Origin of the sequence: Arabiibacter massiliensis (assembly GCF_902386925.1) — a bacterium.
Classification (GTDB): Bacteria; Actinomycetota; Coriobacteriia; order Coriobacteriales; family Eggerthellaceae; genus Arabiibacter; species Arabiibacter massiliensis.
The window spans coordinates 2,879,632-2,893,659 of record NZ_LR698996.1 but is presented as its reverse complement, the minus strand read 5'-3'; the positions used below and the strand labels follow the sequence as shown (position 1 = coordinate 2,893,659).

Annotated in this window: 15 protein-coding genes; 13 read left to right on the top strand and 2 right to left on the bottom strand. The window is 67.7% G+C overall.

Going from position 1 to position 14,028, the window contains the following annotated elements:
* Window positions 1-355 precede the first annotated feature (355 nt).
* The 12 genes from rsxC (at window position 356) to FX134_RS12310 (ending at window position 9,537) form a co-directional block, all read left to right on the top strand.
* Window positions 356-1,684, top strand: coding sequence for an electron transport complex subunit RsxC (gene rsxC, locus FX134_RS12365; protein ID WP_080802433.1), 1,329 nt, complete (start codon window positions 356-358; stop codon window positions 1,682-1,684).
* Window positions 1,685-2,665 (top strand): RnfABCDGE type electron transport complex subunit D, encoded by a 981-nt coding sequence (locus FX134_RS12360; RefSeq protein WP_080802431.1) that lies wholly within the window; start codon window positions 1,685-1,687, stop codon window positions 2,663-2,665.
* Window positions 2,665-3,270, top strand: a complete 606-nt coding sequence (locus FX134_RS12355; RefSeq protein WP_080802428.1) for an FMN-binding protein — start codon at window positions 2,665-2,667, stop codon at window positions 3,268-3,270. The genes FX134_RS12360 and FX134_RS12355 overlap by 1 nt, the downstream gene beginning before the upstream one ends.
* On the top strand, window positions 3,270-3,983 hold the full coding sequence (rsxE, locus tag FX134_RS12350) for an electron transport complex subunit RsxE (RefSeq protein ID WP_080802425.1): 714 nt from the start codon (window positions 3,270-3,272) through the stop codon (window positions 3,981-3,983). The genes FX134_RS12355 and rsxE overlap by 1 nt, the downstream gene beginning before the upstream one ends.
* Window positions 3,980-4,576, top strand: coding sequence for an electron transport complex protein RnfA (locus tag FX134_RS12345; protein ID WP_172623476.1), 597 nt, complete (start codon window positions 3,980-3,982; stop codon window positions 4,574-4,576). The genes rsxE and FX134_RS12345 overlap by 4 nt, the downstream gene beginning before the upstream one ends.
* Before the next feature lie 16 nt (window positions 4,577-4,592).
* Window positions 4,593-5,396: an RnfABCDGE type electron transport complex subunit B gene (locus FX134_RS12340; RefSeq protein ID WP_080802422.1), complete on the top strand. Its 804-nt coding sequence runs from the start codon at window positions 4,593-4,595 to the stop codon at window positions 5,394-5,396.
* 186 nt (window positions 5,397-5,582) lie between these two features.
* Complete coding sequence (locus FX134_RS12335) at window positions 5,583-6,539, top strand: FAD:protein FMN transferase (protein ID WP_232050946.1); 957 nt, start codon at window positions 5,583-5,585, stop codon at window positions 6,537-6,539.
* Window positions 6,536-6,976 (top strand): NusG domain II-containing protein, encoded by a 441-nt coding sequence (locus tag FX134_RS12330; RefSeq protein ID WP_232050945.1) that lies wholly within the window; start codon window positions 6,536-6,538, stop codon window positions 6,974-6,976. Before FX134_RS12335 ends, FX134_RS12330 begins: the two co-directional genes overlap by 4 nt.
* Window positions 6,951-7,529, top strand: a complete 579-nt coding sequence (locus FX134_RS12325) for a Gx transporter family protein (RefSeq protein WP_080802417.1) — start codon at window positions 6,951-6,953, stop codon at window positions 7,527-7,529. The genes FX134_RS12330 and FX134_RS12325 overlap by 26 nt, the downstream gene beginning before the upstream one ends.
* A gap of 228 nt (window positions 7,530-7,757) precedes the next feature.
* Window positions 7,758-8,537 (top strand): SDR family oxidoreductase, encoded by a 780-nt coding sequence (locus FX134_RS12320; RefSeq protein ID WP_080802414.1) that lies wholly within the window; start codon window positions 7,758-7,760, stop codon window positions 8,535-8,537.
* Window positions 8,538-8,546: 9 nt separating this feature from the next.
* Entirely contained in the window at window positions 8,547-8,894 is a 348-nt protein-coding gene (locus FX134_RS12315) for a nuclear transport factor 2-like protein (RefSeq protein WP_080802412.1), read from the top strand.
* Between the two features lie 226 nt (window positions 8,895-9,120).
* Window positions 9,121-9,537, top strand: a complete 417-nt coding sequence (locus FX134_RS12310) for a zinc ribbon domain-containing protein (RefSeq protein WP_080802409.1) — start codon at window positions 9,121-9,123, stop codon at window positions 9,535-9,537.
* A gap of 33 nt (window positions 9,538-9,570) precedes the next feature.
* On the opposite strand, the gene FX134_RS12305 is transcribed toward FX134_RS12310, so the two are convergent.
* Complete coding sequence (locus tag FX134_RS12305) at window positions 9,571-10,902, bottom strand: NCS2 family permease (protein WP_080802407.1); 1,332 nt, start codon at window positions 10,900-10,902, stop codon at window positions 9,571-9,573.
* A gap of 124 nt (window positions 10,903-11,026) precedes the next feature.
* The gene (locus FX134_RS12300; RefSeq protein WP_197735981.1) at window positions 11,027-11,944 is read right to left on the bottom strand and encodes a helix-turn-helix transcriptional regulator; all 918 of its coding nucleotides are present in this window, start codon (window positions 11,942-11,944) and stop codon (window positions 11,027-11,029) included.
* Window positions 11,945-12,145: 201 nt separating this feature from the next.
* On the opposite strand from FX134_RS12300, the gene FX134_RS12295 reads away from it, so the two are divergent.
* Window positions 12,146-13,951 carry an amidohydrolase gene (locus FX134_RS12295; RefSeq protein WP_080802402.1) on the top strand — a complete coding sequence of 602 codons (1,806 nt, stop codon included), beginning with the start codon at window positions 12,146-12,148 and terminating at the stop codon, window positions 13,949-13,951.
* The last annotated feature ends 77 nt before the right edge of the window (window positions 13,952-14,028 follow it).

Below are 14,028 nucleotides of genomic sequence, written 5' to 3'. Positions count from 1 at the left end.
GCGCAAACGGCGAAGAACCCCGTGCACGCGATTCGGATGCCATGCGGCTGACGCCGCAGGGGACCCAACGAACACGCTCCGCTCGTCGGGATGGCGACCCGAGCGCGCGGCCGCGCTCAGCCGTTTACCGGCGGTTTCGGCACAATGTTTCCGAACTGTCAACCTTTGGCGAGCGACGGGGCACCCTTTTGCCGATGATCTCTGGCGCAGCCGCCGCCGCTCCCGTAGGATAACTTGAACTTCGCAGCCCTCAATCGACCGCATACGAGCCGCGCCCGCGCGGCTAGCCGCGTTCGACGAGGCCGCGAGGCGTCCTGCCCGTCCCAGAACCGCTTCGAGGGGAGTGAGATCGACGATGAACGCTCCATCCGTGCTCTCGCGATTCCGCCGCATGAGAGGCGCCGCCGTCCCCCACCATAAGGACACGGCGGAGCTCGAGACTATCGTCATGCCGCTGCCGAGCGAGATCGTGCTGCCCATGCAGCAGCATATCGGTGCCCTGTGCGAGCCGGTGGTGAAGAAAGGCGACCACGTCGACGTGGGCAGCCTCGTCGGACACGCGCCGCGCGGCCTGTCCGCCGATATCTTCTCCGGCGTCTCGGGCACGGTGAAGGCCATCCAGCCCGTGTACTACTCCTCGGGCAAGACCGACACCACCGTGATCATCGAGACGGACGGCCAGCAGACCGTGGCCGACACCGTCAAGCCGCCCGAGGTGACCGACCGCGCGTCGTTCCTCGCCGCCGTCAAGAAGAGCGGCCTGGTGGGCCTCGGCGGCGCGGGCTTCCCCACCGACATCAAGCTGGCACCGCCCAACCTCGACGAGATCGACCTCTACGTGGTCAACGGCACCGAGTGCGAGCCGTACCTGTCCACCGACTACCGCGAGATGATGGAGAACGCCGAGGACCTGCTGTTCGGCATCCGCGAGACGTGCCGATACCTCGACATCCCCAACGCGCTGATCTGCATCGAGGACAACAAGCCCAAGGCCATCGCCCACCTGCGCGAGCTCACGAAGAACGACCCCGCCATCAAGGTGAAGTCGCTGCCGAGCCGCTACCCGCAGGGCGCGGAGAACGTGCTCGTGTACAACGCCACCGGCCGCGTCGTGCCGCGCGGCAAGCGCCAGACCGACGTGGGCGTCATGCTGAACAACGTGACCACCATGGCCTCCATCGGCCGCTTCCTCAAAACCGGCATGCCGCTGGTGAAGCGCCGCTTCACCGTGTCGGGCGACGCCGTGGAGCGCCCCTGCAACGTGGAGATCGTCATCGGCACGCGCCTGCGCGACGTGATGGAGTTCGCGGGCCTCAAGAAGGAGCCGCGCAAGGTGGTGCTCGGCGGCCCCATGATGGGCAACGCCCAGATCGACATGGACTACCCGGTGATCCGCCAGAACAACGGCGTGCTCGTGTTCAGCGAGGAGGGCATGGCCCAGCCGCCCACCACCGCGTGCATCCGCTGCGGCCGGTGCGCGAACTCCTGCCCCATGCAGCTCTCGCCCATCGGGATCAAGAAGGCCTACACGGTCCAGGACGTCGACAAGCTCGAGTCCCTCATGGCGGACCTCTGCATGGGCTGCGGCACCTGCTCGTTCGTGTGCCCGGCCAAGCAGCCGCTCGCCCAGACGAGCAAGCTCGCGCGCGACTTCATGCGCGCCGAGATGGCGAGGAGGAGATAGATGGAAAAGATGAACCGGCCGCTCGTCCTGTCGTCGGCTCCGCACGTGTTCGACGGCATCTCCACCCAGAAGGTGATGCTGAACGTGCTGATCGCGCTCGTTCCCACGCTCGTCGCCTCGATCGTCATCTTCGGCGTGGACGCGCTTCTGGTGACCGCGGTGACCACGCTCGCGTGCGTGCTGTTCGAGTACCTGTGGTGCCTCCTGCGCAAGGCCCCCCAGACCGTCGGCGACCTGTCCGCCGTGGTCACAGGTCTCTTGCTGGCGTTCAACCTGCCCTCCACCATACCTTTGTATATGGCGGTCATCGGCTCGTTCGTGGCCATCGTGGTGGTGAAGGAGCTGTTCGGCGGCATCGGGCGCAACTTCGTGAACCCCGCCATCGTCGCCCGCATCGTGCTGTCGGTGTCGTTCACCGCGGCCATGACCAACTACGCCGCCCCCAACCCGCTGCTGCCCGGCGCGGCCGCGGTGGACGCCGTGAGCTCGGCGACCCCGCTCGCCACCGGTGCGGCGCAGCTGCCGTTCATGGACCTCTTGTTCGGCGTGCATCCGGGCGTGCTCGGCGAGACGTGCGGGGCGGCCATCCTGCTCGGCCTCATCTGGCTTCTGGCCACGCGCACCATCACGTTCACCATCCCGGGCGTGTACGTGGGCACCGTCATCGTGTGCAGCCTGCTCACCGGCCACGACGTGGCTACGCAGGTGTTCGGCGGCGGCCTTTTGCTGGGCGCCGTGTTCATGGCGACCGACTACGTGGGCTCCCCCACCACGTTCAGGGGGCAGGTCATCTTCGCGGTGGGGCTCGGGCTCATCACCTGCCTCATCCGCTTCTGGGGCAACATGAACGAGGGCGTGGCGTACTCCATCCTGCTCATGAACCTCGTGGTGCCCTACATCGACTCGCTCACGGCCACCACGCCGCTCGGCGGGACGAAGAAGCGCCGCTTCGCACGCGCGAGGAAAGAAGGAGGCGAATAATGGCGACGACGGAGAACACCGCTGCCCGCACCGAGACCGCGTGGACGGGCCTGGCGAAACCGGCCCTCGTCCTGGTGCTGATCTGCGCCATCGTGGGATTTCTGCTGGGAACCGTGGACAACCTCACGCTTCCCACCATCTTGGCCAACCGCGAGGCGCGCGCCCAGGCCACCTACTCGGCCCTCATCCCCGAGGCCGAGGGCTTCGAGGCGCTGCCGTGCGACGTGCCCGGCGTGACCGCGTGCATGGAGGCCGCGGGCGGAGAAGGCTACGCCATCATCGCCCAGTCGAAGGGCTACTCGAGCCAGGTGCCGATGGCCGTTGCCTTCGATGACGCGGGCACCATCACCAGCGTCATCGGCATGAGCAACACCGAGACGCCGGGCCTCGGCACGAAGGTGCAGCTGCCCGACTTCACCGACCAGTTCGTCGGCCGCGCCGCCGAGCCGATGACCATCGACGACATCGACGCCATCACCGGCGCCACCATCTCGTCGAAGGCCGCGCTCGCCGCCATCAACGAGGCCGTCGAGGCCTACCAGACCACGGCCGGCGAGGCGTCCGCGCCCGCCGCCGAACCCGCGACGGAGAAGGGAGCACTCTGATGGCCGACGTCAACGAAAAGCCCTCCATGCTCTCCGTGTTCAGCAAGGGCATCCTCGTGGAGAATCCCTCGCTGCGCCAAATGCTGGGACTCTGCCCCACCCTCGCCGTGACCACCGCCGTCACCAACGGCATCGGCATGGGAGTGGCCACCACGTTCGTGCTCGTGTGCTCGGGCATCGTGGTGTCGCTTCTGCGCAACATCATCCCCACCACCATGCGCCTGCCCGCCTTCATCACGGTGATCGCCGGCTTCGTGACCATCACGATGATGCTGGTGGAAGCGTACTTCCCCGATCTCAACCAGGCGCTCGGCATCTTCCTGCCGCTCATTGTGGTGAACTGCATCGTGCTCGGACGCGCCGAGGTGTTCGCCTCGAAGCACCCGGTGAAGGACGCCGCGCTCGACGGCCTGGGGATGGGCGTGGGCTTCACCATCACGCTCGTCATCATGTCGGCCATCCGCGAGCTTCTGGGCGCGGGCACGCTGCTCGGCTTCCCCATCCTGCTGGGCATCATGGAGCCCATGAGCGTGTTCATCATGCCCCCGGGCGGCTTCGCCGTGCTCGGCGTGCTGGTGGCCATCTCCGTGACCATCGAGATGCGCCGCAAGCGCCGCGTCGGCGAGCCGGAGGAGGAGGCCATCGCGTCGCAGGACGCCGCGTGCGCCGCCTGCCAGATGTGCGACTTGAGCGTGAAGGAGCGTGAGGCATGATGGCCGAGTTCGCCGCAATACTCTTCAGCATGATCCTCGTCAACAACTACGTGCTGGTGAAGTTCCTGGGCATCTGCCCGTTCCTCGGCGTGTCGAAGAAGCTGGACTCGGCCGTGGGCATGGGCTGCGCGGTGACCGTGGTCATGGTGCTGGCCACCGCCGTCACCTGGCCCCTGCAGCAGCTTTTGAACACCCTCGGGCTCGGGTACCTCCAAACGATCGCGTTCATCCTCGTCATCGCCGTGCTCGTACAGGCGCTCGAGATCGTGATCAAGCGCTTCCTCCCCGCGCTGCACGAGGCGCTGGGCGTGTACCTGCCGCTCATCACCACCAACTGCGCGGTGCTCGGCGTCACCATCCTCGCCGTGGACGAGGGCTACAACTACCCGCAGGCGCTCGTGGCGGCGCTCGGCGCGGGCCTCGGATTCTTGCTGGCCATGTGGCTGTTCAGCGGCGTGCGCCGCCGCGTGGACGAGGCCGAGCCGCCCAAGGCGTTCAAGGGCATGCCCATCACGCTCGTGTCCGCGGCGTTCGTGTCTTTGAGCTTCATGTGCTTCGCGGGCGTGGTGGACAACCTGTTCGGCGTGCTGTAGAAAGGGAGGGAAGAGCATGGACACCGTTATCTGGACCGTTCTTCTCATGGCCGCCGTGGGCCTCATCGGCTCGGTGCTGCTGTTGATCGTGTCGAAGAAGCTGGCCATCGGCGAGGACGAGCGCCTCACCTACCTGGCCAGCATCCTGCCGGGCGTGAACTGCGGCGCCTGCGGCTACCCGGGCTGCGAGCAGTACGCCAAGGCGATGCTCGCCGGCGCGCCGCCCAACGCCTGCACCACCGGCGGCAACCGCGTGGCCGAGGCGCTGGCGGCGTTTCTGGGCGTGGAGTCCACGGGCGTCGTGCAGAAGGAGGCGTTCGTCGCGTGCAGGGGCTCGCTCGACCACATCGACCCCCACCTGGAGTTTCAGGGCGTGCCGAGCTGCCGCGTGTACAGCACGCTGTTCTACACGAGCCTATCGTGCCCCTTCGGCTGCCTCGGTTTCGGCGACTGCGCCGACGCGTGCCCCTTCGACGCCATCGTCATGGACAACGGCGTGGCGCGCGTGGACACGGCGGCCTGCACCGGGTGCGGCACGTGCGAGAGCGTCTGCCCGCGCGGCGTCATCTCGCTGATCGGCCAGGGGGATTCCCCTACGGCCGCCATCGTGACCTGCAAGAACACCATGCCGGGCGCGAAGACGCGCAAGGTATGCAACGTGGGCTGCATCGGCTGCCAGAAGTGCGTGAAGGCGTGCCCCACCTCCTCGGTCACCGTGGAGAACAACGTCGCCCGCGTGGAGCCGTCCACGTGCATCGGCTGCGACGCGTGCGCGGAGGCGTGCCCCACCGGCGCGATCTCGAAACTCGTCTTCAGGTGATATGATGGCGTCATGACGCCGACCCTCCGACAGAGACGCAACCTGCGCCCGTCCCGCCCCGCCTGGGCAGGACGGGCGTTTCGCGCGCTCGCGGCATGCGGGCTGGCCGCGGCACTCGCGGGATGCACGGGTCCGGGCGCGTCGGGGGGCGCGGGCGACGCGACGGCGACGAGGACGTTCACGGCGATGGACACGGCGATGACCGTGACGGTGAGCGCCGACGGGCAGGCCGCGGCCGACGAGGCGCTTGCCGCCTGCGTCGCGCGCGTGGAGGAGCTGGACGCGCTTTTGGCGCCCGCCGGCGGCGAAAGCGAGCTCGCGCGACTCAACGCCGCAGGGGGAGCCCCGCAGAACGTAGGCGATGATGTGCGTGCGCTCGTGGAGACCGCGCTCGCCGCCGCGCGCGAGACGGACGGGGCGTTCGACCCCACCGTGTACCCGCTGACCGACGCCTGGGGCTTCACCGACGGCGAGCACCGCACGCCCTCCCCCGACGAGATCGCGGCGCTGCTGCCGCGCGTGGGCTACGGGGCTGCGGCGGTGGACGACGCGGCGGGGACCGTGGCGCTCTCGGGCGGGGCGCAGATCGATGTGGGCGGCGTGGCCAAGGGCTTCGCGGCCGATGAGCTGCGCGCCATCCTCGCCGAGCGCGGGGCTTCCTCGGCCCTGCTCGATTTGGGCGGCAACGTGACGGCGCTCGGCGCGAAGGGCGACGGCAGCCCGTGGCGGGTGGGCGTCGCCGACCCCGCCGCGCCCGACCAGCTGGCCGGGGCGATCGAGCTCGCCGCGGGCGCTACCGTGTCCACTTCGGGCCCCTACCAGCGCTTCTTCACCGACGACGAGGGCGTGGTGCGCCACCACCTCATCGACCCTGCCACCGGCTACCCCGCCGACTCCGACCTCGCATCGGCGAGCGTCATCGGGCCGGACGGGGCGCGCTGCGACGCGCTGTCGACGGCGCTGTTCGTGATGGGCCTCGACGACGCGCTCGCGTTCTGGCGCGCATGCGACGCGCAAGGCGGCGACGCGGCGTTCGAGGCCGTGCTCATCGGCAAGGACGGCTCCGTGCACGTGACCGCGGGGCTCGCCGACGCGTTCGAGCCGGCCGGGGCGTACGCCGACGCGACGACGGTGGAACGATGAGCGCGCAGGCGGATCGCGTGCGGAGGCGGGCGCACCGGGCCGAGGCGGCGTTCGCGGTCGCGGTGGTGCTTGCGGCCGCCGCGCTGTTCGCCGTGCAGGCGGGCACCCTCGTCCAGACGGGGGGAGGCCATCCGACGGCCGTCATCGCGCGCGACGGCGAGGTGATGCAGACCATCGACCTCGCGGCGGTGGAGGAGCCCTTCGAGCTGCGCTTCGAAGATGCGCGCGGGGTCAACGTCGTGCAGGTGGAACCCGGCCGCATCCGCATCGCCGAGGCGGACTGCCCCGATGGCGTGTGCGTGCGCGCGGGCTGGATCGACGCCCCCGGCAAGGTGGCGGCGTGCGTCCCCCATGGGCTCACCATCACGGTGGACGGCCAGGCGGCCGGCGGGGACGGGGAGGAGGCCGAGGGTGGCATCGACGCCGTCACGCGCTGAGCGCAGGGCCGCCCTCCGGGTGAGCCGCTGCGCGCTTTTGGCCGCGCTCGCGCTGGCCATCGCCGCGCTCGAGTCGATGCTGCCCATTCCCGCACCGGTGCCCGGCATGAAGCTGGGGCTCTCGAACATCGTCACCATCCTGGCGGCGTTCTGGCTGGGACCCGTGGAGGCCGTCATCGTGTTCCTCGTGCGCGTCGTGCTGGCCGCCGCGCTCACCGGCCAGCTCGCCGCGCTGCCGTTCAGCCTTGCCGGGGGCGCGCTCGCGCTCGCCGTGACGCTCGCGTTCGCGCGCCTCGCCCCGCCGGCCTACATCCGGCTGTGCTCGATGGCCGCCGCCGTGGCCCACAACGCGGGGCAGATCGGCGTGGCCGTGCTGCTCACCGCCACGCCCGAGATCGCCCTCTACCTGCCCATCCTGATGGTCGCGGGCCTCGCGACGGGATTCGTCACCGGCACCGTCGCCGACGCCGTATTCGCACGCTTGCCGATGGGCGTGACGAAGGGACGGCGTGACGAAGGGACGGGGATATTGTCACGCTCACCGAAGCGATAGGGCCCCGCGAGGCTTTTGAGAGCGTGACGCCGTCCCGTCCCTTTGTCACGCCCTGTCACGTCCATCCCCTTTGCGCCATTCGCCGAAGCAGAACCGCCATGCGCGACGCATCGCCCGCCGCCGACCGCCCTGCCGAACACGGCGGCATCGGCCGTGCTATCATCGGAAATGTAATAGTACCGCGTATCGATAAGGCTTGCCTGGCAAGCTGGCATGAAAGGACGGTCCATGGGCATCTACGTCATCACGGGCGCTTCGAGCGGCATCGGCGCGAAGACGGCCGAGATCCTGCGCGAGCGGGGCCACGAGGTGGTCAACATCGACCTCAAGGACGGCGACATCGAGGCCAACCTGGCCACGAAGGAAGGCCGCGCGGGCGCCATCGCCGAGCTGCACGAGCGCTACCCCGAGGGCATCGACGCCATGATCTGCAACGCGGGCGTGTCGGGCGGCAAGGTGCCCATCTCGCTCATCATCTCGCTCAACTACTTCGGTGCCACCGAGATGGCCAAGGGCGTGCGCGACCTGCTGGAGAAGAAGGGCGGCAGCTGCGTCATCACGTCGTCGAACTCCATCGCGCAGGGCGCGGCCCGCATGGACGTGGCCGGCATGTTGAACAACCACGCCGACGAGGATCGCATTCTTGAACTGGTGAAAGACATCGACCCGGCCGTGGGGCACGTGTACTACGCGTCCACGAAGTATGCGCTGGCCCGTTGGGTGCGCCGCATGAGCTCGGATTGGGGTTCGCGCGGGGTGCGTCTGAACGCCGTGGCCCCCGGCAACGTGCGCACGCCCATGACCGGCAACATGCTGCCCGAGCAGCGCGCCGCCATGGAGGCCATCCCCGTGCCCACGCACTTCGGCGAGGAGCCGCTCATGGACCCGGAGGAGATAGCCAACGTGATGGCGTTCGTGGCCAGCCCCGAGGCCAGCGGCATCAACGGCGTGGTCCTGTTCGTGGACGGCGGCACCGACGCCCTGCTCAATTCCGAGAAAGTCTACTAGGAGGCGACCATGGTCATCAACGATTTCGTCACCGCGATGCAGAGCAAGGACCACAAGGCGCTGGCCGCCTGCTTCGCCGAGGATTGCCGGCTGGTGGATTACTGCCCCTCCAACGCCAAGCGCCAGAACTCGTTTCTGTACGGCCGCAACGCCATCGAGATGTACTACCACAACAAGTTCATGTTCGGCGGCTACGGCATGCTCGACCCGCGCGTGGTGGACGAGCGCACGGTGAACTTCTACGCCGACTACAACGGCATCATCATCCACGCGCTCGCCCAGATCGAGAACTGCAACGACGGCGTGTGCAGCCTCGACGACAGCCTCATCAAGGAGCTGGTCATCCGCCCGGCATAGGAGCTCGCCTTCCCCATCGTATAGCGAAAAGCGCCCTGAGCTTCGAGCTTTGGGCGCTTCCCTTTTGCCGATCGGTCGCTTCACCCGGATCGTGACCGTTCGGTAACGGCGGGGGAACCGGGGGGCGTCGCAGCTCGAAACGCCGTATCGTATACGGACGCGTCCTTCGGATGGAAACTCGGACCGAAGGGCGCACTCTGAGGGCAACCGGCGGGAGGCGCGACGCATGAAGTCGTTTCTGCAGAACATGATGATGAACCTGGCGCGGTGGATGCAGGGGCGCTACGGCAACGACAGCCTCTCGAACGGGCTGGTCGCGCTTGGCATCATCGCCCTCCTGCTGTCGATCATCCCCGGACTCGACCTGCTTTCCTGGCTCTCGTTCGCCTGCCTGGCCGTGGCCATCTTCCGCAGCCTGTCCAAGAACTTCGCCCAACGCCGCAAGGAAAACGAGGCCTACGAGCGCATCATGAAGGGCCCGAAGCGCACGTATGCGCTGGCCAAGAAGGCGTGGACGAACCGCAAAACCACCCGCTACTTCAAGTGCAAGGGTTGCGGCACCGTGCTGTCCGTCCCCCGCGGCAAGGGCACCCTGCGCGTCGTCTGCCCCAAGTGCAAGAAAGAGACGACGCGGAAGTCGTAGGGCGGCGAGCGGGCTTCGACTCTGGCGTCCCTCCTACCCGAACGCGACGAAGGCGACGAGGAACGCGGCCGAGGCAACCCACATGAGGGGCTTCACGTCGCGTGCCTGGCCGCGCACTATCTTGACCAGGCAGTACGAGATGAAGCCGAAGCCGATGCCGTTGGCGATGGAGTATGTGAACGGGATGCCCACGATGGTGACGAACGCCGGGAAGGCCGCGGCGGCGTCGGACCAGTCGATATCGCCGATCTCGCGGATCATCAGGTAGCCCACCACCACGAGCGCGCCGCAGGTGGCCGAGGCGCCCACCATGCCCACGATGGGCGCGAGGAACGCGCAAGCCAGAAACGCCACGCCCACCACCAGGTTCGAGAGTCCCGTGCGCGCACCCGCCGCCGCGCCGGAGGTGGACTCCGCGTAGCAGGTGATGGAGCTGGCGCCGATGAAGCCGCCCGCCGCCGCGGCTGCCGAGTCGACGGCCAGGATGGGGCGCACGTCCTCGATGTCGCCCTGCTCGTCGACGAAGCCCGCCTTGGCGCCCACCGCCATCACGATGCCCATGGTGTCGAAGAAGTCGCTCATGAGCAGGCTGAACACGAACATCAGCAGCACCGGCTGCGCGAGCACCTGCACGATGGCCAGCCCGCCGCCGTCGGGCAGCGCCTGGAACGGCGCCGCGAACGCCGCGAAGTCCAGCGAGAAGTCGAAGCTGGTGGGCAGCGTGGTCACGCCGAGGGGAATGCCCACGACCACGGCACCGGCGATGGAGATGAGCAGCGCCCCCTTCGACCCGCGCACCGTGAGGCCCACCGCCAGCACGATGGACACGATGGCCACCGCCGCGTGCGGCGAGGTGAGGTCGCCCATGGCGATGAGCGTGGAGGGGTCGTCGGCCACGAGACCGCCGCCCTTGAGCCCGATGAACGCCACGAACAGGCCGATGCCGATGCCGATGGCCCGGCGCAGCGCCACGGGAATGGCGTTCATCACGGCCTCGCGCAGACCGCACATGACCAGCACGAAGATGAACACGCCCTCGAGGAAGACGACGCCCATGGCCACGCGCCAGTCGAGCCCCATGCTGCCGCACAGCGTGTAGGCCACGATGGCGTTAATGCCCATGCCCGACGCAAGCGCGATGGGCCGGTTCGCGATCACGCCCATGGCCACGGTCATCACGGCCGCGCCCAGGCACGTGGCCGTGAGCGCCGCATTGAACGGCATGCCGGCCGCCTCCATCATGGCCGGGTTCACCGCCACGATGTAGGCCATGGTCAGAAACGTGGTGAGGCCGCCGACCACCTCGGTGCCTAATGTGCTGCCGCGCTTTTCCACCTTGAAGATGCGCTCGATCGCCTGTCGCATGGAGCCCCTTCGCCTCGTCGATCACGTCTCTCGCAGAGTAGCACAACCAGCGGGGGCGTCGCCATGTTCAACCGGAAGGGAACGGCTAGGCGATCGTGCTGAACCGGGGGGTTTGGCGAAAAATTCAGGTCCTTTGATGGCGCAGCGACTCGCGCAGCTCCCGCTTGAGAAACGCCGGCAACTCGCTTCGCCCTTCCACGCCCAGTTTCGCGCACATGTTGTGGACGTGCGTCTTCACCGTGCCCACCGAGATGAACTCGCGCTCGCTGATCTCGCGGTTGCTCAGGCCCTCGGCGAGCAGCCCCAGCACCTGGGCCTCGCGCTTCGTCAGACCGTAGGTCAGAGCGATCGTTGGCACAAGCTGGGCGCGCGCCGCCCGTTTGCGATCAAGCTTCCCCATCAGCAGATACATCACGCCGAGCAGCATGCAGAAGCACCCGAGCACTTCCATCGGGAGCCTACGTAGAGGAAAGCTCATCTGCAGGATGTCGTGCACGGTCATGACGGTCTCGACCGCCTCGCACGACGCGAACACGACGACGAACGCGACGGTCGCCACGACGGTGCGCCGCCCGAGCGAGCCCCTCCCCTTCGCCAGCCCCCAGAGCGCGAATCCAACGACCCACAACCTCAGCACCGTGGCGAACACGAGCTCCACGGCGATAGACGCCCCGTCGTCGGGCACGAACCAGCTGCAGAACGCTCCGACGCAGCACACGATCCACAGCGGCACCTCTCGCGTGGTGAACGGCCGGCCCACGGCCTCGCCCACGAGCAGGCGGTACAGCACGAGCATGGCGAAGCTGAGCGACGAGTACGCGTACGGCGCGGCGGCGCGCAGGGCGCGGAACGCCTCCTCGAACTCGGGGATGAAGTCGTACATGTAGAGCACCATGATGTCGAGGAAGTACACCCCGAAGAGTAGCGATGCGAACAGGAGGGCGCGCTCGCCGCGCATGCGGTACCGGGACGCGAACGCCCAGCACAAGCACAGGCTCGCGAAGCTGATCGCGATGTTGTAGAAGAACAGAACGTACGCCACGCAGCACCCTTTCCGGTTTCGCATTATACCCGCCCGTTCGACCGGCAAGGCCCTCAACGAGGCTCAAAGGCGGGTTGAGAAAAAATCAACCGCTTGTAATCCACCCTTTACCTGGGATTCTTCCATCAGCCATCGTATAGTCGCACCACGTTGAGCAGGGCGCCGCAAAAGGGCGCCCGCTACGAGGAAGGGAGAACGGACATGGGAACGCAAGGCAATACGCTTTTGACGAGGCGCTCGTTCGTGGCAGGATCGGCCATCGCGGCCCTCGGGCTCATGACGGGCGGACTGGCGGGATGCTCTACGGGCGAGGCCGCGCCGGAACCGGCATCCGCGGAGTCGGCCGCCTCAAGCGAGGCCGCCGACCTCGTATTTAAGAACGGCCACGTGCAGACGATGGTGAGCGAGTCCGACGTCGCTCAGGCGGTGGCCGTGCGCGGCAACACCATCGTGTACGTGGGCGACGACGCGGGCATCGAGGCGCTCATCGGCGACGCGACGAAGGTGATCGACCTCGATGGCGGGTTCCTCTCGCCCGGATTCATGGACGGCCACATCCACGCACCGGCCACCTGGCTCGACCAGCTGTTCAACATCTACCTGGAGGGCCAAACCACTAACGAGGAGTACCTGGCCACCATCGAGAAGTTCGTCAAGGAGCATCCCGACCAGGACGCGTACTTCGGCCGCCCCTTCATGCTGAACGCCTACCAGCTGCCCGACGGCTCCAACCCCGGCCCGAGCAAGGCCGACCTCGACGCCATCTGCCCCGACAAGCCCGTCATGATCACGGACGTGTCCGGCCACTCGGCCTGGGTCAACTCCAAGGCCTTCGAGATGGCAGGCATCGACGCCTCCACGCCCAACCCCGAGGGCGGCGTCATCTACCGCGACGCTGAGGGCAACCCGTCCGGCTGCGTGACCGACACCGCCTACGACCTGGTGCAGGCGGCGGTGCCGGCGACCACCTCTTTCGAGCAGATGGAGCAGGGTCTCGAGAAGTTCATGCACGAGGCCAACTCCTACGGCATCACGGGCATCACCAACATCACGCGCGGCGGCCTGGACATCAACGAGCTGTACCACCGCCTGGACGAGGAGGGCAAGCTCAAGCTGCGCATGCGCATCGTGACCACGATGGATCCCGCCTACACCTACGACGAGGTGCTGGCCGCCATCAAGGGCAGCGCCGGCTACGACTCCGAGATGGTGAGCACCAATACGGTGAAGATCTTCTACGACGGAGTGACCGAGAGCGGCACGGCGGTCATGATCGAGCCCTACCTGGAAGCCGCGGGGCTCGGCGCCGCGTGGCACGGCTCGCCCATCTGGTCGGACGAGGACTTCAACCGCATGGTGAAGGACTTCGACGCCGAGGGGTTGCAGGTGCACGTCCACGCCATCGGCGACGGCGCAGTGAACGGCACCATCAATGCCTACGAGGCAGCGCTCAAGGCGAACGGCGAGCGCGACGCGCGCCACACTATCACGCACGTGTGCGCCATCCAGCACGACGACATCAAGCGCATGGCCGACCTGGGCATCATCGGCGCGCTGCAGTTCCTCTGGATGTACGGCGACCCGCTCTACGAGCTGGAGGCGGCCTACATCGGCGAGGAGCGCGCGCTGGCCATGTACCCGACGAAGGACATGGTGGAGGCCGGCGTGCTCGTGTCCGGCGCCTCCGACGCGCCCGTGACCCCCTACGTGGTGCTCGACGAGATCGAGGTGGGCGTCACGCGCAACAGCCCCTTCCCCGGCGAGGAGGACACCGACATGCACCGCTGGGCCGAGCAGGCGCTCACGCCCTACCAGATGCTTGAGGCCTACACGAAGAACGTGGCGTACCAGAACTTCATGGAGGACCTCATCGGCACCGTGGAGGTAGGCAAGCGCGCCGACCTGGTGGTGCTCGACCAGAACATCCTCGAGGTGGACCCCAAGATGATCTCCCAGTCCACCGTGCTCTATACCGTGTCCGACGGCCGCATCGTCTACGAAGGCTAGCCCCTCCCCCGCGCCCCCGGCGGCCCGCAACGCGCCGCCGGGGGCGTTCTGCACACGTTCGAGCGTTTTCGACACAA